The organism is Streptomyces sp. NPDC041068, from assembly GCF_040647455.1.
Lineage (GTDB): Bacteria > Actinomycetota > Actinomycetes > Streptomycetales > Streptomycetaceae > Streptomyces.
Map to the genome: position 1 here is coordinate 207,574 of NZ_JBEZCG010000017.1, position 22,131 is coordinate 229,704.

Consider the following 22,131-nt stretch of genomic DNA (forward strand, 5'->3'; position numbering starts at 1 on the left):
GTTGTTGCTCGCCCTCGGTCAGGTCAGCAGGCCGGTGCGGACCGGTTCCGCGTCGGCGGTGTGCGGGTGGACGTGGTCGTGACCGGGCAGCGCGTGCTGGCCGACGGCCTCCGGGGGCGGCCCGTCGTGCAGGACGCAGCCGTCGCGGAGCACCACGGCGCGGTCGATCAGCGGCTCCAGGGGGCCGAGCTCGTGCAGGACGAGCAGGACGGACGCGCCCCGCTCGACCTGGAGGCGCAGGGTGTCGGCGAGGACCTGCTGGCTGGCCAGGTCGACGCCCGCCATCGGCTCGTCCATGATCAGCACCTCCGGCTCGGAGGCCAGCGCGCGGGCGATGAGGACCCGCTGGTGCTGGCCGCCGGAGAGGGCGTTCACGGAGTCCTTGGCGCGGTCGGCGAGGCCCACGAGCTCGATGGCGCGGGCGACGGCCTCGCGGTCGGCCTTGCGCAGCACGCCGAAGCGGGCGCGGGCCAGCCGGCCGGAGGCGACGACCTCGGTGATCGTGGCGGGCACGCCGCCCGCGGCGGTGGTGCGCTGCGGGACGTACCCGACGCGGGCCCAGTCGCGGAAGCGGCGGCGCGGGGTGCCGAAGATCTCGACCTCGCCGCCGGTCACGGGGACCTGCCCGATGACCGTGCGCACGGCCGTGGACTTGCCGGAGCCGTTGGCGCCGAGGAGGGCGACGACCTCGCCGCGCTTCACGGTGAGGTCGATGCCGCGAAGGACGGGGCGCGAGCCGAGCTCGGCCGTCACCTTGCGCAGGGATATGACGGCGTCGCCCGATTCGGCTTCAGCTGACTTGCTCATGGCTCCGGCCTCCAAAGCCGCTGGGGAGGGGGTCACTTGGCGCCCAGGGCCTTCTGCAGGGCCTTGAGGTTGGACTCCATGACCTGGATGTAGTCGTCACCCTTGGACTTGTCGGTGATGCCCTCGATCGGGTCGAGCACATCGGTCTTCAGGTTCGCGTCCTTCGCCATGGTCTTCGCCGTCTTGTCGCTGACGAGCGTCTCGTAGAAGACGGTGGTGACGCCGTCGGCCTTCGCCATCTTCTGGAGGTCCTTGACGCGCTTGGCGCTGGGCTCGCCCTCGGGGTCGAGGCCGCTGATGGCCTCTTCGGTGAGGCCGTAGCGCTCGGCGAGGTAGCCGAAGGCGGCGTGGGTGGTGATGAAGACCTTGGAGTCGGTGTCCTTCAGGCCGTCCTCGAAGGACTTGTTCAGGCCATCGAGCTTCTTCACCAGGGCCGCGGTGTTCTTCTTGTACGTCTTGGCGTTGTCCGGGTCGGCCTTCTCAAGGGCCTTGCCGACGCCCTCGGCGACCTCGGCGTACTTCACGGGGTCGAGCCAGATGTGCGGGTCGGAGCCCTCGTGGGAGTGGCCGTGGTCGTGGCCTTCGTGGCCCTCTTCGTCCTCGCCGTGCTCGCGGTCGTGCTCCTCGGCGTGGCCGCCGACCTCGTTGCCGTGCTTCTCCATGCTGGTCAGGGAGGCGGCGTCGACCTTGGTCTTGATGCCGGACTGGTCGATCGCGTCGTCGACGGCGGGCTGCAGTCCCTTGAGGTAGAGGGCGACGTCGGACTCTTCGAGCTGTCCGCGCTGCTTGGCGGAGACGTCCAGGTCGTGCGGCTCCTGGCCGGGCTCGGTGAGATTGGTGACGGCGACGTGGTCCCCGCCGATCTGCTCCGCGAGGTACTGCATGGGATAGAACGACGCCACCACGTCGAGCTTGCCGTCCTTGTCGCTCGCGGCCGACGAGGAGCAGGCCGTCAGCGCCGTGAGGCCGAGGACGGTGGCGGAGGCAAGGGCGGCGGTGGGTATGAGGCGTCGTACGTTCATGACACTCATTTTCAACAAATGTGGAAACGATTGTCAACAAGGGGTCCGGTCCGGGGTCCGGTCCGACCCCTGCCCCCGTGCTGTACCGGAACCGATTTGATTAGGGGGGTAAGGCCGCCGGTAACCTGAAGCATTCGCTCGCGGAGCGCCTAACCCCGCTTCGTCCGCCGTCGTAATGAAGAGAGCACCGTGGCCGCCGACAAGATCGACACCATCGTCAGCCTGAGCAAGCGCCGTGGCTTCGTTTTCCCCTGCAGTGAGATCTACGGCGGTCAGCGCGCCGCCTGGGACTACGGACCGCTGGGCGTCGAGCTGAAGGAGAACCTCAAGCGCCAGTGGTGGCGCTACATGGTCACCTCGCGCGAGGACGTCGTCGGCATCGACTCGTCGGTGATCCTGGCCAGCGAGGTCTGGCAGGCCTCCGGCCACGTCGCGACCTTCTCCGACCCGCTCACCGAGTGCCTCTCCTGTCACAAGCGCCACCGCGCCGACCACCTGGAAGAGGCCTACGAGGCCAAGCACAACCGCCCGCCGGCGAACGGCCTCGCCGACGTCAACTGCCCCAACTGCGGCACCAAGGGCCAGTTCACCGAGCCCAAGCAGTTCTCCGGCATGCTCGCCACGCACCTCGGCCCCACGCAGGACAGCGGCTCCGTCGCGTACCTGCGCCCCGAGACCGCGCAGGGCATCTTCACCAACTTCGCCCAGGTCCAGCAGACCTCGCGCCGCAAGCCGCCGTTCGGCATCGCGCAGATGGGCAAGTCCTTCCGCAACGAGATCACGCCCGGCAACTTCATCTTCCGCACCCGCGAGTTCGAGCAGATGGAGATGGAGTTCTTCGTCAAGCCGGGCGAGGACGAGAAGTGGCAGGAGTACTGGATGGAGCAGCGCTGGAACTGGTACACCGGCCTGGGCCTGCGCGAGGAGAACATGCGGTGGTACGAGCACCCGAAGGAGAAGCTCTCCCACTACTCCAAGCGCACCGCTGACATCGAGTACCGCTTCCAGTTCGGCGGCAGCGAGTGGGGCGAGCTGGAAGGCGTCGCCAACCGCACGGACTACGACCTGTCGGCGCACTCCAAGGCGTCCGGCCAGGACCTGTCCTACTTCGACCAGGAGGCCGGCGAGCGCTGGACTCCGTACGTCATCGAGCCCGCGGCGGGCGTCGGCCGCACGATGCTGGCGTTCCTCCTGGACTCCTACATCGAGGACGAGGCCCCGAACGCCAAGGGCAAGCTGGAGAAGCGCACGGTCATGCGCTTCGACCACCGCATCGCCCCGGTGAAGGTCGCGGTGCTCCCTCTGTCGAGGAACCCGGAGCTTTCGCCGAAGGCCAAGGGCCTGGCGACGGCGCTGCGCCAGAACTGGAACATCGAGTTCGACGACGCGGGCGCCATCGGCCGCCGCTACCGCCGCCAGGACGAGATCGGCACGCCGTACTGCGTGACGGTCGACTTCGACACCCTGGACGACAACGCGGTCACCGTCCGCGAGCGTGACTCGATGAAGCAGGAGCGCGTCTCCCTCGACCAGATCGAGGGCTACCTCGCGACGCGTCTCGTGGGCTGCTGACGCTCGTACGTTCACTGAGTGACGTCATACGAAGCCCCCGGTTCCGGGTTATGGAACCGGGGGCTTCGGTGCACACTGAGGCGCATGCTTCCGATGACCGCGAGCAAGGTCAGCAGATGGGACCAGCACGGGCGCGAACACGTCGTCCAGGTCCGGAAGGCGGGTGTGCAGCGGCAGTTGAGCTGCGGAACCTGCGGGTGGCGCAGGAAGGCGCAGTTCCTGCCGTGGCTCAAGGCGGAGGAACACCTGGCGCGGGAGCATCAGGCGACGGTGGACCCGTCGGCTTCGTCTTCGTAGGGCCTGGGGGTCAGTACGAGGACGGCGGCGTCCTGCGGCTGCGGGGTGAGCAGCAGGTTCATGGCGTACGGGCGGGGTGCGCGGCCGCGGCCGCGACCGCTCTGCGACGCGGTCTCGACGATCTCGACGGTCCGTGAGGCGAAGTCGCCGATCGAACGGCAGGCCCACCAGGCGTCCAGGTCGGGCCGCGCGGACCGCAGTTGCTCGGTGAGCCGCCGGAAGCCCTCGTCCCCGGGGCGGCGGTCCGCGCGGGTGCGCAGGTGCCGGTACAGATCGATGGCGACGGGCTCCCAGCCGGGCAGTGCCTGCTGATGCCGGGCGTCCCCGACCAGCAGGAGCACCAGATTGCGCCGCTCCTCGGGGGTGTCGGCGGGGTCGGGCAACAGGGCGGTGTACGCGGAGTTCCAGGCGAGGATGTCCAGGGCGGGGCCGAGGAGCAGGGCCGGGCTGTCGGGCCAACTGTCCAGCATGGCGCGGAGGTTCGGGTCGTACGAGGTGTCCCGTCCCTCGGTGGCGGGGGCGAACCCGGCGAGGGCGAGGGCGTGCCGGTGGGCGGTGTCGTCCAGGCGCAGAGCACGGGCGACGGCGGCGAGGACCTGCCGCGAGGTGTCCACGCGGCCCTGCTCCAGCCAGGTGTACCAGGACACGGAGACGCCGGAGAGCGCGGCGACCTCTTCGCGGCGCAGCCCTTTCGTGCGGCGGCGCGTGGTGTTCGGCAGCCCGACGTCGCCGGGGGAGAGGGATTCGCGGTAGGCGCGCAGAAACCCGCCGAGCTGTCGGCGGAGGGCTGTGGTGGCGTGCTCCAGGGGCTCGGCGGTCTCCGTGGTGGTGGCCATGGCCTCAGCCTATGACCTGGGCTAACCCCCATGAACGCCTGGCTGGTTGAGGAGCGGGCACAAAGGGAGCCTGGTCCCATGACTGAAACTCCCACGATGTGGCGCCGCCGCAACGACTCCACGGACCTTTCCGAGCCCCGCCCCTTCATCCGCGTCTACACGGGCCCGGGAACGCTGGACGAACTGGCGTCCTCCTACGAGCGCCTGCTGGGCACGGAACGGGACATGTGGTTCGCGTACCCCGAGAAGAAGCTCGCGCTCGCCGTGGTGGGCGCCTTCCTCCTGATCGAGGGCACGGAGGAGACCCTGGCCCCGTTCCGCGCGACGCACGGCACGTTGCTGATCGACTCGGCGCAGAAGTACCTGGAACGCCTGGCGGCGGAGGGCGCGGAGATCACGGACCCGCTGATCAAGGTCCCGACGGGCTCGGGCTTCACGGCACGGCACAAGGACGGAACGGTGATCGAGTACGTGGAGCACAGGCCGACGGAGGAGGGTCTGTAGGGGCTGCAGGCACGGTTGTCAGAGGCAGGCCCTAGGGTCCGCCTGTGACTGAATCCTCCACTTACCTCGATGAGACGGCGAACGCCTACGACTCCATAGCCACGGTGTACGCCGGAATGGCCCGCGACGACTTGGAAACCCCCTCGCTGGACCGAGCCTGGATCGCCGCGTTCGCCGACCAGGTGCGGGCGGCGGATGCTCCGGGCCCCGTCGCGGAGCTGGGCTGCGGCCCCGGCCCCGTGACGGCTCTCCTGCGGGACCTGGGCCTGGACGCCTTCGGCGTGGACCTGTCGCCGACGATGATCGGCCTGGCGCGCGAGGCGTACCCGGAGATCCGCTTCGAGGTCGGCTCGATGGACGCACTGGACGTTCCGGACGCCGCCCTGTCGGGCATCGTCTCCTGGTATTCGGTGATCCACACCCCGCCGCGGGAACTGCCCCCGTACTTCAAGGAGTTCCGCCGCCTCCTGGCCCCCGGCGGCCATCTCCTGCTCGCGTTCTTCGAGTCGGAGGGCGCCCCGGTCACCCCGTTCGACCACAAGGTCACGACGGCCTACCGCTGGCCGGTCGACGGCCTCGCGGAACTGGCCGCCAAGTCCGGCTTCACCGAGGTGGGCCGGATGCTGCGGGAGCCCCGGGAGGGGGAGAGGTTCCGCAGGGGCCACCTGCTGATGCGAAGGGAAGAGGAAGACCAGGAAGGGAAGAAGGCCGGACAGTGCCCGCATACGCGATAGTCACCATCGACGTACTGGACGAGGAGGCAGGTTTGGCCTACGCGCCGGTGGCCCAGGAGTCGATCCTCGCCCACGGCGGCCGCTACCTGGTGGCGGGCCCCACACCTGAGCCGATCGAAGGCACCTGGAACGCCTCCCGGTTGGTGGTCCTGGAGTTCCCGGACATGACGCGGCTCAGGGAGTGGTACGACTCCCCGGAATACCGGGAGGCCCGCCGGATACGGGAGGGCAAGGTAAGGGTGTCGATGCTGTTCACGGAGGGGGTACCGCCCGAGGGGTTCTCCCTTCCGGCCCCGGCCTAGGCGCCTTCGGGACGCGCGTGCCGACGGAACTGATGGAAGCGCACGAAGCTCAGGAGGGCGAGCGACGGCAGCTTGTAGGCGATGGTCTCGCCCGACTTCGTGATCATGACGAGTGCGCCCCGCGGGCCGCGTTCTACCGACTGCGCGCACGCGGCAGGGCCCCGCAGTGCCTGAAGATGCCGAACGGCCAGCTATGGATAAGCCGTTCAGGCCTGGACGCGTGGTGGGCCACCTGTGACGTCCCCGCGTCCTGACCTGTGACGTGCAGATCTGGGGCATCCGCAAGCGCGCGAACGGTTCGACACGGACACCGGATTGCCCGCGTCCGATGTCCAGGCGCTCACGTCTCCCACCTGGTACGCACACACCCTCGCGTACATGGAGATGAAGTGGCCCGGAGCCTCGGCCAAGCAGCGCTCTACTCATGGGCCTTCCGCCTCGTCAAGGACGCCGAGGGCAAGTGGCAACGTCGCACGGACGCTGAGCAACCTCCCGAGCAGATCGCGGCGGCCCTGGACTGGGTCGACCGCAAGTCGGTGCACATCTCTGATCTCAAACCCCGCCCGTGGTCCGCTCCGCGCTCAACGCGCTCACGCTGAAGCTCGACGGCGAGCCCGCCGCCGACCGCCCCGGCGAAGCGGCCAACCTCCGCTCGTCCAGCACTCCGCGGGTGGGCTCGGCGTGGACGGACACCGGAGAGTCGTACGACTCACGCGGCCTGAAGAAGCGCGCCCGCAAGGCCACCCGTGCGGTACCGATCCCGCCCCTCCCGGTCCGCATGATCCGCGACCACATCCAGAAGTTCGGCACAGCCGAGGGCGGCCGGTTGTTCCGCGCGGTCCAGGGCGGCCACATCCTGTCCAAGGAGTACGGGGAGGTCTGGAAGGCGGATCGTTGCCGCCGGGCGAGGGGCTTGGGGGCTGAGCCAGACGGATTCAGCCAAGGTCACTCCCGCCACCTCGCCCGCCATGCCGAGTGGACCTTGGCATCGCAAGCCTCCCAGCCTTCAGGTATGCGTCCACATGATTGCAAATGCGCCAACATCGGTGCCTTGATGGTGATCTGAGGCGGAACTATGGCTTCCATCACAGCTCACCCGATTGAGGCGTGATGAAGTCGATCTTGTAATCGAGGTCGGTTAACAACCCTTTCCCACCAAAAGAGTTGGGTTGCAAGCCATGCCCTCAAGCAAACACCGCATGTATTCAAAGGAGTGCGGCGCGTGCAGAACAGCACTCAGCGACGCAGGCTCAGCACGGCAGTTGCCGGTCTTGTCGCCGCAGCAATTGTTGGCACGGGACTGTCTGGATCGGCAGTTGCTGCCGACCGCGGCCACGAGGAAGCGGCACGGTCCTCGATATCCACTGTCACGGTGCAGGCCCCGACCGGCGCCGCGCCCACTGATGTTGACCCCAGGCTGGCCGGGGTCAGTGATGAGGAAGGCGAAGCCGCGGTCAAGCGCGCTTTCGATCTCATCGGTTCGATCCCCGAGCCGCTGATCAAGAGAGTCGAAGCCGGCGACCAGGATGCGCTCCGTGAGGTCAGCGACTTCCTGAACCAGAAGCAGCATGCCCAGGGCGCGGTAGTGGCGTTTGGTTGGTTCGGATGTGCGGCCGGGGTGGCGAAGTTCGCCGCCGAGAACGGAATCGGCATCGCCAAGGCGTGGAAGCTCGTCAAGAATGGCAAGAAGGTGTGGAAGGCCGTCTGGTCGTTCATCAAGCACCGTACCTATCCGAAGGGCATTGACGAGGAAATCGTGAACCTCATCGTCAACTCCACGGGGCTCCCCGACCTGGCCCATGCATGCATGTAGGCACAGTAGGGAAGGGGACCGCCCGTGAAGCAGAACCTGGACTCACCCGCGCAGGATTCGACCGACGACGAGCTCGGCAACTTGGGCAGCGGTGTTCTCAGTACCCTTACGTTCCTGCTCATTGCGTACATCCCGGCCACCTTCATCGGCGAACTCTTCGGCAATCGCGGTATGCCCGCGTCGCCCTGGTTGATCGCCCCGGCCGTGGCGTTCGTAGTAGCCGTGATGATGGCGGTTCATTCATATCTTGAGAACCGTTCGTGGTGGGAGCGGGTTGACGACGTGTGGGGCGCTCTCTTGATCGGCCTGACCGTCGTGGCTCCGATCGTCGTCGCTGTGGTGTGGCCAATACCGTTGTGGTCGGGGCTGCCGCCATTGGTTCCCACGGTGCTGTCCTTCGTACCCATCGTGTTCGCCTGGTGGTGCGTCAGGCAGTGGCATCGACATCTGGCGAAGCAACAGCGGCCCCAGTTTGGTCCGTTCAAGTCTGTTCCGCGGATCAACAAGCCGGATTCCGGAGAGCAGGACTGACAGGTCTGCACACACGGACATCAGAGGGGCGCGCCCGGTGACCCACCGGGCGCCCCGTTCCGCGAGCCAGGGGCGGATCAAGGTGAGACAACGACCATGTGGAAGGGGCGCCCCTGAAACGGAGCGCCCCTTCTGACCAGCCCATACGCTGACCTGCTGCGGTGGGTATGGGATTTGAACCCACGGCGACTCGCGCCGCGACGGTTTTCAAGACCGTTCCCCAAGGCCGCTCGGGAAGCTCGTCTCCGTGCCGCCCACCTGCGATGCAGCGCTTGCAGGCAGCCAGCCACACGCGCTTCGTGGAGAGCGTGGTCCACACGGGGTCCACGCAGCGGAGCAAGGACGAGACCGGCTCCGCAACCTTCTGATCCGTAGGATCCGGCAAGACCGCTTGCGAGCGGCTGCCCACCCCGGACCTCGATCGCACAAGGAGGCGATCACGCGTAGCCGTGTGCCGTCATTGCCGTCAGGGCTGCCGTCAATCTTGGCTACGGCGTAGCCAACCCTCGATGTCACTCCGCCTCCAGTACAGGCGGTACAGCACTCTGTGAGGTGAGGGAAACGGTCGTCTCTTTGGCCCGCTACGTGTCAGCCAACCGGTGATTGTCTTGGGGTTCACCTGCACAAGTGCCGCCGCTCCAGCGGTGTCCACCCAGACATCATCTTCAGGCAACTCTGGCAAGCCGAGTAGACGTCCCGCTGGAACCTCCTCCGCTTCGGCCAGGGCTTCCGCAAGGGCCCGATGCTGGGCGGCAAGCGTTACGTGCCGGTCGTTCACTTGTCTCCCTAACTTTGCAGTTTTAAAACTGCGATACAAGCTACACGACTCCAGCCCAGGAGATCACTGGTCAAAAAAGGGCCGTTTAGCTATTCCTGAGCTGTGCTGGGGTCAGCGCCAGACTCTTGAAAAACTGAGGCCACCTGGTCGTCAGGGATCCGCTGAAGCATCTGCCGCTTCAACTCACGGTCTGCCCGCTTGTTCCTGTGGTCGAGGATGTCACGGATGATGCACCGCGCCACCCATGCCACTCCAGGAAGGAATCCCAACGACGCCAGTTCACCGAGGATTTGCACCTAGGTCTCCTGGGTTGACTAGCCACTCGCCAGCCAGAAGCCGAACGCGAGTCGCGCAGACATCGCCATTCCCATGAGAAAGAAATGGCAACAAAAAAGCCCGAACGCTAAGTTCGGGCAACAAAAAGGCGGAAGACCAAGCCTCCGCCAACACGTTCCGGGCATGCCGGACCTGCCAGTGAGTATGTGACACCACCGCTCGCGCGTCAATGACTAGACGGTTTCAGCAGGTCAGCCAACAGGAGCAGGCACATGCCCAGGCATACCCACACGCCGACGGCGACAACTACGCTTGTCAGCATGACGCTGCCTCTGGATGACCCCATCACCACTTATCTGTACGGGCTCGCGTGGGAGAAGGCCGTAGAAAGACTCCCTGTGCCACCTCGGAGCCCATCAGGTCCGGTAACGCAGCAAGAACACTTGGCACTGCTTTCGACTCTGTCCGACTTCTCCGCAGGAGTAGAAATAAATGTACTGACTGCCACCTATTACGCATGCCAATTCGGCGTATCACAAGCAGAGGTTGGACACACCTGCGGAATCTCTCGACAGGCCGTCCGTCAACGGCTTGCTAGGGCAACAGACTTGCAAGAAGAACGAAAGCGCCGATACTCCTACTGGGATTACGACTACGCCGAACCTGATGACTATGAGTGAGTCGGAAGCGCGGCTGCGCGTGCATGCCAAAGACGCTGTTTGCCTACCGCCCACTCAAGGCGCTGAACGTCAGGTATGACTGTGAGGGGCGGACGCCTTCACACCCAAGCGATCGGACAACCGTGGCCGGGTTCATGGCCCTCTGCCGAGGGCAGTTGCATCGCTCAACTCCCGGTTGGTGGTGCTGCCCGTATCTGTCAGCCGAGATACGGGTGCTCGCGATGCTCCAGGAAGTGCCGAAGCCTGAGCCGCTGGGTGTGGTGCATTGGCAGTTCCTCAAGATCACCCGGCAGGGCAAACCGCAGTTCGGTCGACTCATCGGAGATCGCGAGTTGGCCTCCGATGATCCGGGCGGTGAAGCAGACGTTGAACTGGCGCCGGACTTCACCGTCCGTGTACTCGATGATGTGCTTCGGGTCGGTGTACGTACCGACCAGGCCCGTGATCTCCACGTCCAGCCCGGTCTCTTCCTTGACCTCGCGGACCGCTGTGCCGGGCAGGGAATCGGTGAGATCCATACCGCCTCCTGGCAACGCCCAGAGGTCGTTGTCCCGGCGTCGCTGAAGCAGGATGCGTCCCTGTTCGTCAGTGACGACCGCTGAGGCCGCAACAACCATGCTGTTCGGCTTGGGGGCGTTCGGATCGTCGTAGTACTCGGTCCGTGCCATGGTCACCCTTCCTGCTGTACCGGCTCTGCCGTCTCCCACACCGCGTCGAAGCTCGTGGCGTAGGTGTCGAACATGCCGCCTTCCCCGTTACGGCGGAGATGCCACACAGGGGCACCGTAGGCGTTCACTCCCCAGACGTGGGCGTTGACCAACAGTTGGTCATCGGCGCGGTAGAGGGAGTTGTAGAGCGTTGTTCCGTGGGTCCTTATCTCGACTCCGGATGCGCCGAGCAGAGGGCGGTAGTGCATCAGGGCCAGTCGGCAGCGGGAGTCGATGCCGTGGCCGAACTTCTCTTCCTGGCCACGCGCTTGGACGTTCGCGCTCTCGGCGTCACCCACCGCGATGCGAACGGTGCAGCCTTCGGCGGCTCGCTCGCGCAGCAGATCATTCAGCCGTGGGTACGCCTCGTGCAGGAAGACGGCGGCATACACCAACACATCAATCCGCTCGCGGGCCTGCTTCAGCATGTCCACGAAGGCAGACACCGGGATGTCCGCCCGCTGGTCGTACAGCGCAACCAGCTCCGGGCTCACTGCGCGGGCAGGTCGTGCCTGACGGAGCGCTGGCCATAGAACGTGCACGTCTTCTCCTAGCGTTTCCGCTGCCAGCATGGCCGTGGCACGGCGCGGCGTACGCCCAAGATTGGCCCATCGCTCAACGGACTTGGGATCGACCTCGACCTTGTCCGCGAGGCTCGCGTACGTCCAGCCGCCAGCCGCCATGGCGGCTCGTAATCTCTCGTTCGGCATCTGAGTCTCTCCCTGAATCCTGGGACGGCACTAGGGACGTTTTACCCGACGCGGGACGTCCCGAAGTGGGATTCGGTCGTGGTTCCTAGGTCCTACCAGTCGCCTTGATGCTTCTCCGCATGAGCACGGACGGACGCCGACTGCTTGCCGGAGGCGAGCCCTCCGGTCTGGAGGGATCATGACGAAGAGCGTGAGTGCGGTAAACGCAGGCTTCGAGCTGGATTTGGGAAAGACCGCCGACGACATCGCGTGGGGGCGCCGCGTCGTGTTCGAGGTCCCTGGCCGAAGGGACAGCATCGCGACCATGCGGCGTCTGCTCGATGCCCTGAGGGTTCTCGTGGAGACGGAGCGCCCGCACACCGGTAGTGATGCCCGGCGTGAGCGGGACTACCAGAACGCCCAGCGCACGTTGCGCACCATCGGCAAGACGGTGGATCTGCCCGAGGATCTGGGCGGCCCGAATCGGGTGGTGGCCTGGACGCAGTGCAAGCACGTCGCCGAGATCACGGCGTTGTTCCGTGCGATGCACATTGCGCGGGTGCGGCGCGGTGAGTGAGCGCACGTGGGTCGTCGCCTGCGCGTGGCTGTGCGGCCTGTGTCCCGGCGCCCTCGTCGCGGTGATGGCGGCTGCTTGGTGGCCGTCGAGCACCCCCTAAACCCAGCCCCCCAGCTTCCCCGCCCTGTCGGCATGGCTCCCCCGAGCATCGGTCCCCTGACCCCGGCAGGGCGGGGAGCTCCACCCCCTCTACCTCGCAAGGGAGTTGGACCATGTGGTTCTTCCTGTTGCCCCTCATGCGCCGACGCTTCACCCCGAGGCCGGCCCCTGCCCGGTTACCCACGCGGTGGGCGGTGCGGCGGTGAGACAGCGGCTGTTCATGGTGCTCATCGTCCTCGGCTGGTCCTCGCTGGTCGTCCCGCTGACGGTGGTCTCCACTCCCCACACCACAACCACCCCTGTACCGCCAGCACTCTGGAAGGTCTGTTGATGCGCGTATCCCTGATCACCGAGAGCCCGGCGCACCCCGAGTTCGCCCCGATGATCGAGAAGGCCGTTGAGGCGGCCGCGCCGCACGTCGAGGAGATCACCGAGCTCCCGCTGCCCGAGGAGGTGCGGGTCCGCCTCACCTACCGGACCGGCTTCGTGTTCGACGTGATCGCCGAGCAGCGGCGTGGCCTTGAACGGGACCTCGATGAACTCGACCTGTCCGAACGGGAGGCCACGGACCTGCGCGCCCTGCTGATGGCGCGGGAGGAGGACCTGGACCGGCACTGGATGCTGGCCGGGGCCAACACCCTCGTCGAGGGGAACGGGCATCGGGAGCAGCCGGTGATCCTGTTCATGCCTGACGCCTTGTATCACCAGGGCGCGGGACAGCATGAGATCACCATGATCGTGGCCAACGAGCTGTGCCACATCCTCCAGCACCACGCCGGGGGCGGAGTGATCTCCCGCGCCCACACCATGGCGTGCCCTGAGCTGCGCGGTGTGGCTGGGTACTCGCATTTCGTCGCCTCGGGGCACGCTCTGTGGTGCGCGCAGCAGGTCACCCAGCGGCTCTTCGGCCGCCAGGTCGGCCGCGAGCCCACAGGCCGGGCATCCGATGCCTTCAAACGGTACGTGCGCGATGAGTTGATCCCCGAGCAGGAGCAGCGTGCCGAGACGGCGCCGGAGCCGCTGAGCCGGGTGTGGGTGCCGGGCCGAGCCTCGACGATCGACCCGCCGCACGAGGTGTACGAGACCGGCGCACGGTGGGTGGCCGCTGTGACCGAACGCGACGGCGGCCTGGACCGGTTGAACGCCTGCTGGTCCGACCTGTCGCTTCTGCCGACGATCGAGGAGGCCCGGGACGTAACGGTGTGGTGGAAGCGCGTCACCGCACAGGCGCCCACCGCAGCCTAATGACCCCGCCCCGGGAGCGCTCCCCGGCGGCGGCGCCGCGCCCGCCCTACTGATCCGGGGCAGCACGGCAGGGGCCCCGATCCCCGGGAAGGTAGGGGCCCGGCTCCCGCCCTGCGCCCGGCGAAGAGCCCTCGGGTGCCGCGCGAAGACTGGACTCCCCGCGCGGCACCCGGGACACCACTCGCGTTCGCCCACCCGTTTCACACGTGGCGGGCGCCGACAACGAAAAGACCGGACCACCCCTCAGCCTGGACAGCATTCCGGGTGGTCCGGTCGTGGAAGCCCTGATCAGGACCCCGGTGCCGATGGTACCGGGGTGGTTGGCGTGCGCGGATGCGGGTGCGGCTGCAACTCCGGTTCCCAGTAGTCGAGTCAGGGAGAACCGATGTTGCCGCTCAGCTTGTGGGCGCCCAGTTCTGGCCTCAGCCACCGAAAGTCAGCCACAACGGTGGGAGAGCCGAACGATCACCCGTCACGTATGTCTCCAGCAACCCCGAACCGGCATCAGCCACGCCTCATCCATGCGTCATACGTTGATGCCTTCAGGGAGCCAGCAATCTGCCAATGTCAGGGGTGTGTCGGTGGTGAGGCTCTCCAAATCAATGCGGCCCTCGACGCGCGCCGCGCACAGCTGCAAGCCATGGGGGTCGGGGTCGGTGGCCAGGCGCCGCCGCAAGATGTCGCGGATGGCCATGGCGGGGATGGTGCGCTCCGGCCCCCAAGAGCGCAGATCAGCTTCGTCCACTGGCTGACCGTTAGCCAGGTCCAAGACCTCGCCGCAGGTGACGTGATCGACCAGTTGCTGTACTGGATGCGCCACGGTTCCCCCCGAAGCAGCTCCTGCCAACGCCCACACCGTACGGCAGAGGGCTCCCTACCCCTGGTCCTGGTCCTCGCTAGCCAGTTGGAGACCGGCGTTAGAGGGCGCTTGGGACATGCCGTGGTCCACACCTGGTCCACACGCGCTGATCCACGGCGTGACAGTCGCGGATCAAGGTGAGACAGCCGCCCACGACAAAGGGTGCCTCCCAGTGAGAGGCACCCTTCTGACCAGCCCATACGCTGACCTGCTGCGGTGGGTATGGGATTTGAACCCACGGCGACTCGCGCCGCGACGGTTTTCAAGACCGTTCCCCAAGGCCGCTCGGGCGGGTCCCGGCCTCAGTGCCCCAAGCGTTCTCCCGCTGGAGGAGAGTGCGCAGGTCGGTGATCTGGTAGCCGCGGGTGTGCAGGGCGTCGATGATCTGGGGCAGGGCCTGGGCGTCGAGGACCGGGTCGTGGCCGTCGAGTGAGCCGACGTGCATCTGGATGATCTCGCCGGGGACGAGGGCGTCCAGGGCGCGGGTGACGGTCTTCTGCACGGTCATGCCGCCGGCGGTGCCCTTGTAGCCGTTGGTGTCGGCGGTGTACTCGATGTCGGCGTAGCCGAGCCTGTTGACCTGGGTGACGTGTGCGGCCGGGGCGGAGCCGTAGGGGAAGCGGAAGAACGGCAGGGGCTGGGTGGCGGTGGCGGCGCGGATGGCGGTGTCGGCGTCGTGGACCTCCTGTGCGCGCTCGGCGGGGGTGAGGACTTCGAACCGGGGGTGGCTGTGGGAGTGGTTGCCGATGCCGTGCCCGGCGGCGGCGATGCTCCGGGCGGCGTCCGGGTGGCGTTCGGCGAACTGGCCGGTGAGGAAGAAGGTGGCCGGTGCCTTCTGCTGGCGCAGCACCTTCAGGACGGCGTCCAGGCCGCTCTCGTTCCAGGCGGCGTTGAACGTGAGCGCGACGAGCTTCTCCTCGGTGGGGATCTTGCGGACCGGGGAGCCGTAGAGGTGGTCGACCGGCCCCGTCCGCATGGTCTCTACCGGCCGTACCGCTGTCGTCGGGGTGCCGGACGCCAGTGCTCGGGGACGGCCGTCGGCGGGCGGTGACGTGGCGGTCACCAAGGTGAGGGCGACGAATGCGGTGGCCAGGAGGGCGCGTGCGCCGCGTGGAGCGGGGCGGGACGGGGCGGTGAAGGGGATCATGCTCCTCCAACGCGGGCGGCCGCCGCCTCGACACGCCGCCGAACAAAGAGGCCCTGAGCTGCCCATGGGCCTGGTGGAACACCGGGATGTCCGCCCAGCGGCCCTGGGGACGTACCGAAGTGGGATTCGGTGGTGGTTCCTGGGTCCTACCAGTAGTCCCCCTCCTCATGCCACCAGTGCGATGACGTCATAGCGGTGTTGGTCTTGGACGCCACAACTCGCGCGCCATAGCGTCGAGTTGTTCGCGCATGCAGATCATCATGAGGAGATTCCGGCATGAGGGAAAACAGCAGACGAGCCGTGCTCAGGAAATTCACCGCCCTTTCGCTCGTCACCGCCGCGGTCGGTGTCTTTGCCGTCGGCAGCGCGGATGCCGATAGCTCCGAAGCGCCTGCCGATAGCCCGGGAAAGGGCCGGGTCGAGGTCATGGAAATCCAGCTCAAGGACCTTGAGTACGAGGCTGTCGATCTCGGCAGGCCGGGGCCGAGCCTGGGCGACATGAGCGTCTACTGTGCCACCGCAGTGGAGAACGGCCGCGAAGTCGGACGTGGGGCCGGGACGTCTCAGGTCGTTTACGTCAAGGGTGAAAAGGCCACGTCGCAGGCCGTGATCACGATAGAACTCGAGCGTGGCTCTCTGACGATGCAATCGCTGCGGGCGGACGAAGCGAGTTCGCTCGACATGGCCATCACCGGCGGAACAGGCGCTTTCAAGAACGCCAGGGGCACCGTTCGCTATTGGGACATCAACACGCCGAAGGAGCGGTTGCGCGCCGAAATCCTGCACTGAGGGAGGATCCGGTCACCGCGCCCGCAGCCCCCGCACCGCCAGATCGACCACCGCTGTGAAGGCGTCCTCGATGCCCGGCCGTGACCAGTGCGGGGCGTAGCACGGGTCGTGGAAGCGGCTTGTGGCGTCGAAGACCGCTCGGGCCGATGCCGCCGGGGCCGGGGACGCGAAGTCGCCCGCGTCCACGCCCTGTTGGATGATCGCCGTCAGCTGGCCCGTGAGGTCCGCGATGTGGGCGTCCACCACGTCGCTGTTCTCGTCCGTCAACACCGTGTACGTGGCGAAGAGTTCGGGATCGTCACCGGCCTTGTGCTGCTTCGCGGCGAAGAGGCCCGCCAGCCAGTGCCGGAGCTTCGCCTCGGGCTGCTCGGTGCCGGTGACGATTCCGGAGAGGGTGTCCGAGGTGCGGTCCAGCCAGCGCCGCGTCACCGCGCCGCGCAGCTCCGCCTTCGTGCGGAAGTGGCGGTACACCGTGCCGTGGCTCACCCCGAGGGCGCGGGCCACGTCGACGACCGTGGCCTTGGCCGCGCCGTGCCTGCGCAGCACCTCCTCGGTCGCTTCGAGGATGCGCTCGGGGGTGAGGGGTGCCGCGGTAGCCATGACTAGACCGTACCCGCGGGCATGTCAGCGCTCGCTGTCGAGGTGTGCCATCTGGGACTCCGGGTAGCGGGCCCCGGCCGCCGCGTCCGCCGGCACCGCCGCCTCGATCGCCGCGAGGTCCGCGTCGTCCAGCGTCACGTCGAGTGCGCCGAGCGCCTCGTCGAGCCGGTCCCTGCGCCGGGCGCCGACCAGCGGCACGATCGACGCCCCGTGCCGCGGCCCCTGCGCGAGCACCCACGCGATGGCGGTCTGCGCCACGCTGACGCCCTTCTGCTCGGCGATCTTCCGCAGCGCGTCGACCAGGTCGAGGTTGCGGTCGAGGTTCTCCCCCTGGAAGCGGGGGCTCATCGCGCGGAAGTCGTTCGCGGCCAGCTGCCGGTCGCGGGTGAAGTGGCCGGAGATCAGGCCGCGGGAGAGGACCCCGTACGCCGTCACGCCGATGCCGAGCTCGCTGACCGTCGGCAGGATCTCCGCCTCGATGCCGCGGGAGATGAGCGAGTACTCGATCTGGAGGTCGGAGATGGGGGCGGTGGCCGCCGCCCTGCGGATCGTGTCGGCGGCGACCTCGGAGAGGCCGATGTGCCGGACGTGGCCCTTCTCGACCAGCTCGGCGATGGCGCCCACCGTCTCCTCGACCGGGACGTCGGGGTCGATGCGGGCGATGCGGTAGACGTCGATGTGGTCGACGCCCAGGCGCTGGAGCGAGTACGCGGCGAAGTTCTTCACCGCGGCCGGGCGGCCGTCGTACCCCGACCAGCCGCCGTCCGGGTCGCGCAGGGCGCCGAACTTGACGCTGGTGAGCGCCTGTTCGCGGCGCGCGGCCGGGGCGGTGCGCAGGGCCTCGCCGATCAGCAGTTCGTTGTGCCCCATGGCGTAGAAGTCGCCGGTGTCCAGGAGCGTGACGCCCGCTTCGAGGGCGGCGTGGATCGTCGCGATGGACTCCGTGCGGTCCGCGTCGCCGTACAGCGCGGACATGCCCATGCAGCCGAGGCCGAGGGCGGAGGTCTGGGGGCCGGTGTTTCCGAGGGTGAGAGTACGCATGCCTCCACCATGGCATGACAAATGACAGATTTCAATATCTGTCATTTGTCATCTGTCATCTGTCATGCCGTCCATTCGTGCGTCGGCTGTTGCCCGTCGTTCGTCAGCCGCCGCCCGCCGCCCGCCGCCCGCCGCCCGCCGCCCGCCGCCCGCCGCCCGCCGCCCGCCGTCTTCAGGCGTTCGGCGTCAGCCGTTCCGCCTCCACCACCGCCCCCTCCTCCAACCGCTCCGCCGTCCTTCGCGCCGTCTCCCGCGCCCACCGCCCACTCGTCAGCGCCCCGAGCAGCAGCACCGCCACCCCGCAGCCCGTGATGATCCACCAGGCCGGGCGGCTCGCCTCCGTGAAGCCGGTCGCGTACGAAGTGGACGTGGCCACGCCCGACGCCAGGACCGCGCCGATCACCGCCACGCCCAGCGTCTGGCCGATCTGGCGGCTGGTGGAGGCGACCGCCGCCGCCACGCCGGCCTGGGCCCGCGGCATCCCGGCGACCGCGGTGTTGGTGATCGGCGCGTTCACGAAGCCGAAGCCCAGGCCGAAGAGGACGTATCCGAGCAGACGCGTCCCGCCCGACTCCTCCGCCTGGAACGCGGCGAAAAGAACACCCGACACCGTCATCGCCACCCCCGCGACCAGCAGCGAAAGCCGCGGCCCCCGGCTGCCCACCAGGCGGCCCGACAGCGGGGCGCAGACCAGCGTCATCGCCGCCATCGGCAGCATCCACAACCCGGCGTGCAGCGCGTCGAGGCCGCGTACGTCCTGGAGGTAGAGCGTCGACAGGAAGAGGAAGCCGCCGAGCGACGCGAACGCGGCGACCGCGATCACCGTCGCCCCGCTGAACGGCACCGACCGGAAGAAGCGGAGGTCGATGAGGGGTTCCGCGCGGCGCGGCTCGTAGGTGAGCAGGCCGATCAGGGCGAGCAGCGCCGCACCCGCGAAGGACAGGATCAGCGGCGACGTCCAGCCGGCGCTCGGCGCCTCGATGATCGCGTACGTCAGCGCGCCGAGCAGCACGATCACGAACAGCTGCCCCACCGGGTCCGGGCGACGCGGCCTCGGGGCGCGCGACTCGGGGACGTACCGCATGGTCAGGAAGAGCGCCGCGAGGCCCACCGGCACATTGATCCAGAAGATCGAGCGCCAGCCGACGGAGTCCACGAGCAGCCCGCCCACCAGCGGGCCCGCCGCCATGGAGATGCCGACGACGCCGCCCCAGACACCGATGGCGCGGGCCCGTTCGCGCGGCTCGGTGAAGGTGTTGGTGATGATCGACATCGCCACCGGGTTGAGCATCGAGCCGCCGATCGCCTGCACCATGCGGAAGGCGACCAGGGATTCGAGGTTCGGCGCGAGCGAGCAGAGCACCGAGCCGAGGGTGAAGGTCACCAGGCCCGCCTGGAAGACCTTGCGGCGGCCGATCCGGTCGGCGGTCGAGCCCGCGAGCATCAGGAGCGAGGCGAGGACGAGCGTGTACGCGTCGATCGTCCACTGCATGCCCGAGACGCTCGCGTCGAACTCCTTCTGCATGGTGGGGAGCGCGACGTTCAGGACGGTGTTGTCGAGGCTGACGATCAGCAGGCTCATGCAGCAGATCGCGAGGACGAGCATCCGTCTGCGGTGGGTGAGTTCATCGGGCATGTTTTTGACCGTAGCCCTCCTCGCGGCCTCCGGCCCGGCCGGGACCGGAGGCCTTACGCCGCGGGCTCGGACAGCGCGCCGGGGGCTCGGCCAGCGCGCAGCGGACTCGGCCAGCGCGCAGCGGGTTCAGACCGCCTGTCGCGGCAGCCGCAGGCTCAGCAGCGCCAGGCCGAGCAGCCCCACGAGCTGCACCCCGAGCACGAGCGCGAACGCGTCCCGCATGCCGAGCGACGGCACGAGCGCCAGGAACAGCGAGCCGAGCGTCGCGACGCCCACCGCCAGGCACGACTGCTGCACGGTCGCGGCGAGCCCGCTGCCCGCGCCCGCCCGCGCGGCCGGCACCGCGGCGAGCGCCACGCGGTAGTAGAGCGCGAGCTGGACGCCCTGCCCGAGCCCGCACAGGAGCAGCCCGGGGGCGAGGGCGAGCGGGGTGAGGGCGGACCACGGCACCCACAGCACCGTCAGGCCCATCACCGCGAGGCCCGCGGCATGCACCAGGGCGGCGCGCGTCATCGCACGGGTGCCCCAGCGGCGTACGAGAGGCGGCACCAGCATCGACGCCGGGATCTGCGTCAGCCCCATGGGGATCACGGCCAGCCCCGCCTTCAACGCCCCGTAACGCAGCCCCTGTTGGAGGAGGATCGCGAAGCCGAACATGAAGCCGCTGAATCCGAGGAAGATCGGCAGGCCGAGCGCCAGGCTCTTGCGCACGGCGGGCTCCCGCAGCAGCGACGGTGGCAGCAGCGGACTGCCACCGGTCCGCTCGGCACGGCTCTCCACCGCCCCGAACACCCAGCCGAGCAGCGGCGCCGCGATCAGGAGCAGTACGGACCACAGGGGCCAGCCCGTCGCACGGCCCTCCGTCAGGGGCAGCAGCAGCGCGGTCAGCGCACCCGCGAACAGGACGGTGCCGAGTACGTCCCCCCGCGCGGGCCGCTCGGCCCGGCTGTCCGGCACCGCGCGCACGCCGACGAGCAGGGCCGCCGCCGCGATCGGCACATTGATGAGGAACACCGCGCGCCAGCCGGTGCCGAGAACGTCCGCGGCGACCAGTGCGCCGCCGAGCGCCTGGCCGAGCAGCCCCCCGATGCCGCTCACGGCGCCGTACAGGGCGACGGCCCGCGCCCGCCGCTCGCCCCGCGTCGTCGCGTGGATCGTGGCGAGGACCTGCGGCAGCATCAGCGCGGACGCCGCCCCCTGCGCCACCCGCGCGCCCACGAGCCACCACGCGCCGGGCGCGAGACCGCAGGCCAGCGAGGTCAGGCCGAAGGCGGCCACGCCCCACAGGAAGAGCTTCCTGCGTCCGTACGTGTCGCCGAGCCGCCCGCCGAGGACGAGCAGCACGGCGTACGCCACCGCGTAGCCCGCGACGACCATCTCCAGCGTGGCGGGGGAGGCGTGCAGATCGCGCTCGATGCTGGGCAGGGCGACGTTGACGATGAAGAAGTCGATGCTGGAGAGGGAGGCGCCGAGGAGGACGGTGAGCAGGCCGAGGGGGGTGAGAAAGGCGGGAGCGGGCGCTTCGGCGGTGCCCGTGCCGCTGGTGTCCGTGGTGGTCTCAAGAGTCACGGATACGACGATGTTCCGGCCCTCAGAGGGGTACCAGAGTGTCTTTATCCTGGTACCGAGCGAACCTGGAAACAGGCTGCGGTACAGGCCACCCTTGGATGGTGACCGTTACAGCACGCCCGGCGGGGCCTGCCGCCGACATCCGCCGCCAAGAGCTCGCCGCCTTCCTCCGCAGCCGCCGCGAACGCGTCACGCCCGAGCAGGCAGGCCTGCCGCGCGGCCCCCGGCGCCGCACCCCGGGGCTGCGCCGCGAGGAGGTCGCGCAGCTCTCCTCCGTGGGCGTCACCTGGTACACGTGGCTGGAGCAGGCCCGGCACATCAAGGTGTCCGCGCAGGTCCTCGACGCGATCGCCAGGGCCCTGCTCATGGACCCCAGCGAGCGCGCCCACCTCTTCGCGCTGGGCGGCGTCGTCGACCCGCGCCCGGAGGCGGAGTGCACCGCGCTCTCCGCGCCGGTACGCCGCCTCATGCACCGCGTCGCCCCCTATCCGGCCACCGTGCAGAACGGCCGCTACGACGTCCTCGCCTACAACCGCTCCTGGACCCACGTCTTCGGCGACTTCGACGCGATGGAGCAGCGCGACCGCAACTGCCTGTGGCTCCTGGCCACCAGCGACCGCTGGCGCGAGACGTTCCTCGACCGGGACGAGATGCTGCGCGACCTGACCGCGAAGTTCCGGGGCTCGATGGCCGAGCACGGCGCGGAGCCCGCCTGGAAGGAACTGCGCGACCGGCTGCTCGGGGTCTCCGCCGAGTTCCGGGAGCTGTGGGAGCGGCACGAGGTGGCGACCATGTCGCCGCACGTCAAGCGGTACCAGCATCCGCGGGTCGGCCTGCTCCGCCTGGAGCACCGCATGCTGTGGATGGCCCCGCTGGCGCAGGCGCACCGCCTGATCGCGTACGTTCCCGCGTGCGACGAGACGGAGGAGCGCCTGGAACGGCTGGCGGAGCTGTCGGGGGAGTGACCGGGGAGCGGGCGGCACGGTGTCCGGGGAGTGAGGGACAATAGAGGCTTGCCCCT

The 22,131-nt window shown here is 68.4% G+C and carries 24 protein-coding genes and 2 tRNA genes; 13 read left to right on the forward strand and 13 right to left on the reverse strand.

What is annotated here, in order from left to right:
* Positions 1-18: 18 nt before the first annotated feature.
* Both AB0B50_RS34185 and AB0B50_RS34190 read right to left on the reverse strand, forming a co-directional pair.
* Positions 19-807: a metal ABC transporter ATP-binding protein gene (locus AB0B50_RS34185; protein ID WP_362339701.1), complete on the reverse strand. Its 789-nt coding sequence runs from the start codon at positions 805-807 to the stop codon at positions 19-21.
* Between the two features lie 32 nt (positions 808-839).
* Complete coding sequence (locus AB0B50_RS34190; protein WP_362339702.1) at positions 840-1,829, reverse strand: metal ABC transporter substrate-binding protein; 990 nt, start codon at positions 1,827-1,829, stop codon at positions 840-842.
* A 189-nt stretch (positions 1,830-2,018) separates the two neighbouring features.
* Between AB0B50_RS34190 and AB0B50_RS34195 the strand changes: the two genes are divergently transcribed.
* Complete coding sequence (locus AB0B50_RS34195; protein WP_362339703.1) at positions 2,019-3,401, forward strand: glycine--tRNA ligase; 1,383 nt, start codon at positions 2,019-2,021, stop codon at positions 3,399-3,401.
* Between the two features lie 84 nt (positions 3,402-3,485).
* Positions 3,486-3,698, forward strand: a complete 213-nt coding sequence (locus tag AB0B50_RS34200) for a hypothetical protein (protein ID WP_362339704.1) — start codon at positions 3,486-3,488, stop codon at positions 3,696-3,698.
* Here AB0B50_RS34200 and AB0B50_RS34205 read toward each other — a convergent pair.
* On the reverse strand, positions 3,662-4,534 hold the full coding sequence (locus tag AB0B50_RS34205; protein WP_362339705.1) for a helix-turn-helix domain-containing protein: 873 nt from the start codon (positions 4,532-4,534) through the stop codon (positions 3,662-3,664). The genes AB0B50_RS34200 and AB0B50_RS34205 overlap by 37 nt on opposite strands.
* 78 nt (positions 4,535-4,612) lie before the next feature.
* Here AB0B50_RS34205 and AB0B50_RS34210 point away from each other — a divergent pair, with 78 nt between their 5' ends.
* The 6 genes from AB0B50_RS34210 to AB0B50_RS34235 all read left to right on the forward strand — a co-directional run bounded on the left by AB0B50_RS34210 (position 4,613) and on the right by AB0B50_RS34235 (position 8,418).
* The gene (locus AB0B50_RS34210) at positions 4,613-5,038 is read left to right on the forward strand and encodes a hypothetical protein (protein ID WP_362339706.1); all 426 of its coding nucleotides are present in this window, start codon (positions 4,613-4,615) and stop codon (positions 5,036-5,038) included.
* A gap of 44 nt (positions 5,039-5,082) precedes the next feature.
* Positions 5,083-5,772 carry a class I SAM-dependent methyltransferase gene (locus AB0B50_RS34215; protein ID WP_362339707.1) on the forward strand — a complete coding sequence of 230 codons (690 nt, stop codon included), beginning with the start codon at positions 5,083-5,085 and terminating at the stop codon, positions 5,770-5,772.
* On the forward strand, positions 5,754-6,074 hold the full coding sequence (locus AB0B50_RS34220) for a DUF1330 domain-containing protein (protein ID WP_362339708.1): 321 nt from the start codon (positions 5,754-5,756) through the stop codon (positions 6,072-6,074). The genes AB0B50_RS34215 and AB0B50_RS34220 overlap by 19 nt, the downstream gene beginning before the upstream one ends.
* Positions 6,075-6,639: 565 nt before the next feature.
* On the forward strand, positions 6,640-7,140 hold the full coding sequence (locus AB0B50_RS34225) for a hypothetical protein (RefSeq protein WP_362339709.1): 501 nt from the start codon (positions 6,640-6,642) through the stop codon (positions 7,138-7,140).
* A 156-nt stretch (positions 7,141-7,296) separates the two neighbouring features.
* A complete protein-coding gene (locus AB0B50_RS34230; protein WP_362339710.1) occupies positions 7,297-7,887 on the forward strand; it encodes a hypothetical protein in 591 nt (196 codons plus the stop codon).
* Positions 7,888-7,911: 24 nt separating this feature from the next.
* Positions 7,912-8,418 (forward strand): hypothetical protein, encoded by a 507-nt coding sequence (locus AB0B50_RS34235; RefSeq protein WP_362339711.1) that lies wholly within the window; start codon positions 7,912-7,914, stop codon positions 8,416-8,418.
* Positions 8,419-8,580: 162 nt separating this feature from the next.
* Here AB0B50_RS34235 and AB0B50_RS34240 read toward each other — a convergent pair.
* The 3 genes from AB0B50_RS34240 to AB0B50_RS34250 all read right to left on the reverse strand — a co-directional run bounded on the left by AB0B50_RS34240 (position 8,581) and on the right by AB0B50_RS34250 (position 11,569).
* A tRNA-Ser gene (locus tag AB0B50_RS34240) sits at positions 8,581-8,654 on the reverse strand.
* 1,695 nt (positions 8,655-10,349) lie between these two features.
* The gene (locus AB0B50_RS34245) at positions 10,350-10,820 is read right to left on the reverse strand and encodes an NUDIX domain-containing protein (protein ID WP_362339712.1); all 471 of its coding nucleotides are present in this window, start codon (positions 10,818-10,820) and stop codon (positions 10,350-10,352) included.
* Between the two features lie 2 nt (positions 10,821-10,822).
* Positions 10,823-11,569, reverse strand: coding sequence for an XRE family transcriptional regulator (locus AB0B50_RS34250; protein WP_362339713.1), 747 nt, complete (start codon positions 11,567-11,569; stop codon positions 10,823-10,825).
* 178 nt (positions 11,570-11,747) lie between these two features.
* Between AB0B50_RS34250 and AB0B50_RS34255 the strand changes: the two genes are divergently transcribed.
* From AB0B50_RS34255 to AB0B50_RS34265, 3 genes are all read left to right on the forward strand, one after another.
* Complete coding sequence (locus AB0B50_RS34255) at positions 11,748-12,125, forward strand: hypothetical protein (RefSeq protein ID WP_362339714.1); 378 nt, start codon at positions 11,748-11,750, stop codon at positions 12,123-12,125.
* A gap of 301 nt (positions 12,126-12,426) precedes the next feature.
* On the forward strand, positions 12,427-12,555 hold the full coding sequence (locus AB0B50_RS34260) for a hypothetical protein (RefSeq protein ID WP_362339715.1): 129 nt from the start codon (positions 12,427-12,429) through the stop codon (positions 12,553-12,555).
* Positions 12,555-13,469 (forward strand): hypothetical protein, encoded by a 915-nt coding sequence (locus AB0B50_RS34265; RefSeq protein WP_362339716.1) that lies wholly within the window; start codon positions 12,555-12,557, stop codon positions 13,467-13,469. The genes AB0B50_RS34260 and AB0B50_RS34265 overlap by 1 nt, the downstream gene beginning before the upstream one ends.
* 526 nt (positions 13,470-13,995) lie before the next feature.
* Here AB0B50_RS34265 and AB0B50_RS34270 read toward each other — a convergent pair.
* The 3 genes from AB0B50_RS34270 to AB0B50_RS34280 form a co-directional block, all read right to left on the reverse strand.
* Positions 13,996-14,289, reverse strand: coding sequence for a hypothetical protein (locus tag AB0B50_RS34270; protein ID WP_362339717.1), 294 nt, complete (start codon positions 14,287-14,289; stop codon positions 13,996-13,998).
* A gap of 256 nt (positions 14,290-14,545) precedes the next feature.
* Positions 14,546-14,619 (reverse strand) — tRNA-Ser (locus AB0B50_RS34275).
* Positions 14,591-15,475 (reverse strand): polysaccharide deacetylase family protein, encoded by an 885-nt coding sequence (locus AB0B50_RS34280; RefSeq protein WP_362339718.1) that lies wholly within the window; start codon positions 15,473-15,475, stop codon positions 14,591-14,593. Before AB0B50_RS34280 ends, AB0B50_RS34275 begins: the two co-directional genes overlap by 29 nt.
* A 276-nt stretch (positions 15,476-15,751) precedes the next feature.
* Between AB0B50_RS34280 and AB0B50_RS34285 the strand changes: the two genes are divergently transcribed.
* On the forward strand, positions 15,752-16,264 hold the full coding sequence (locus AB0B50_RS34285) for a hypothetical protein (protein ID WP_362339719.1): 513 nt from the start codon (positions 15,752-15,754) through the stop codon (positions 16,262-16,264).
* A gap of 12 nt (positions 16,265-16,276) precedes the next feature.
* Here AB0B50_RS34285 and AB0B50_RS34290 read toward each other — a convergent pair whose 3' ends face one another.
* The 4 genes from AB0B50_RS34290 to AB0B50_RS34305 all read right to left on the reverse strand — a co-directional run bounded on the left by AB0B50_RS34290 (position 16,277) and on the right by AB0B50_RS34305 (position 21,110).
* The gene (locus AB0B50_RS34290; RefSeq protein WP_362339720.1) at positions 16,277-16,864 is read right to left on the reverse strand and encodes a TetR family transcriptional regulator; all 588 of its coding nucleotides are present in this window, start codon (positions 16,862-16,864) and stop codon (positions 16,277-16,279) included.
* Between the two features lie 24 nt (positions 16,865-16,888).
* Positions 16,889-17,905, reverse strand: coding sequence for an aldo/keto reductase (locus tag AB0B50_RS34295; RefSeq protein WP_362339721.1), 1,017 nt, complete (start codon positions 17,903-17,905; stop codon positions 16,889-16,891).
* Between the two features lie 172 nt (positions 17,906-18,077).
* Positions 18,078-19,541, reverse strand: coding sequence for an MFS transporter (locus tag AB0B50_RS34300; protein WP_362339722.1), 1,464 nt, complete (start codon positions 19,539-19,541; stop codon positions 18,078-18,080).
* 126 nt (positions 19,542-19,667) lie between these two features.
* Positions 19,668-21,110 carry an MFS transporter gene (locus AB0B50_RS34305; RefSeq protein WP_362339723.1) on the reverse strand — a complete coding sequence of 481 codons (1,443 nt, stop codon included), beginning with the start codon at positions 21,108-21,110 and terminating at the stop codon, positions 19,668-19,670.
* A gap of 101 nt (positions 21,111-21,211) precedes the next feature.
* Here AB0B50_RS34305 and AB0B50_RS34310 point away from each other — a divergent pair, with 101 nt between their 5' ends.
* Positions 21,212-22,075 carry a helix-turn-helix transcriptional regulator gene (locus AB0B50_RS34310; RefSeq protein ID WP_362339724.1) on the forward strand — a complete coding sequence of 288 codons (864 nt, stop codon included), beginning with the start codon at positions 21,212-21,214 and terminating at the stop codon, positions 22,073-22,075.
* Positions 22,076-22,131: the final 56 nt, after the last annotated feature.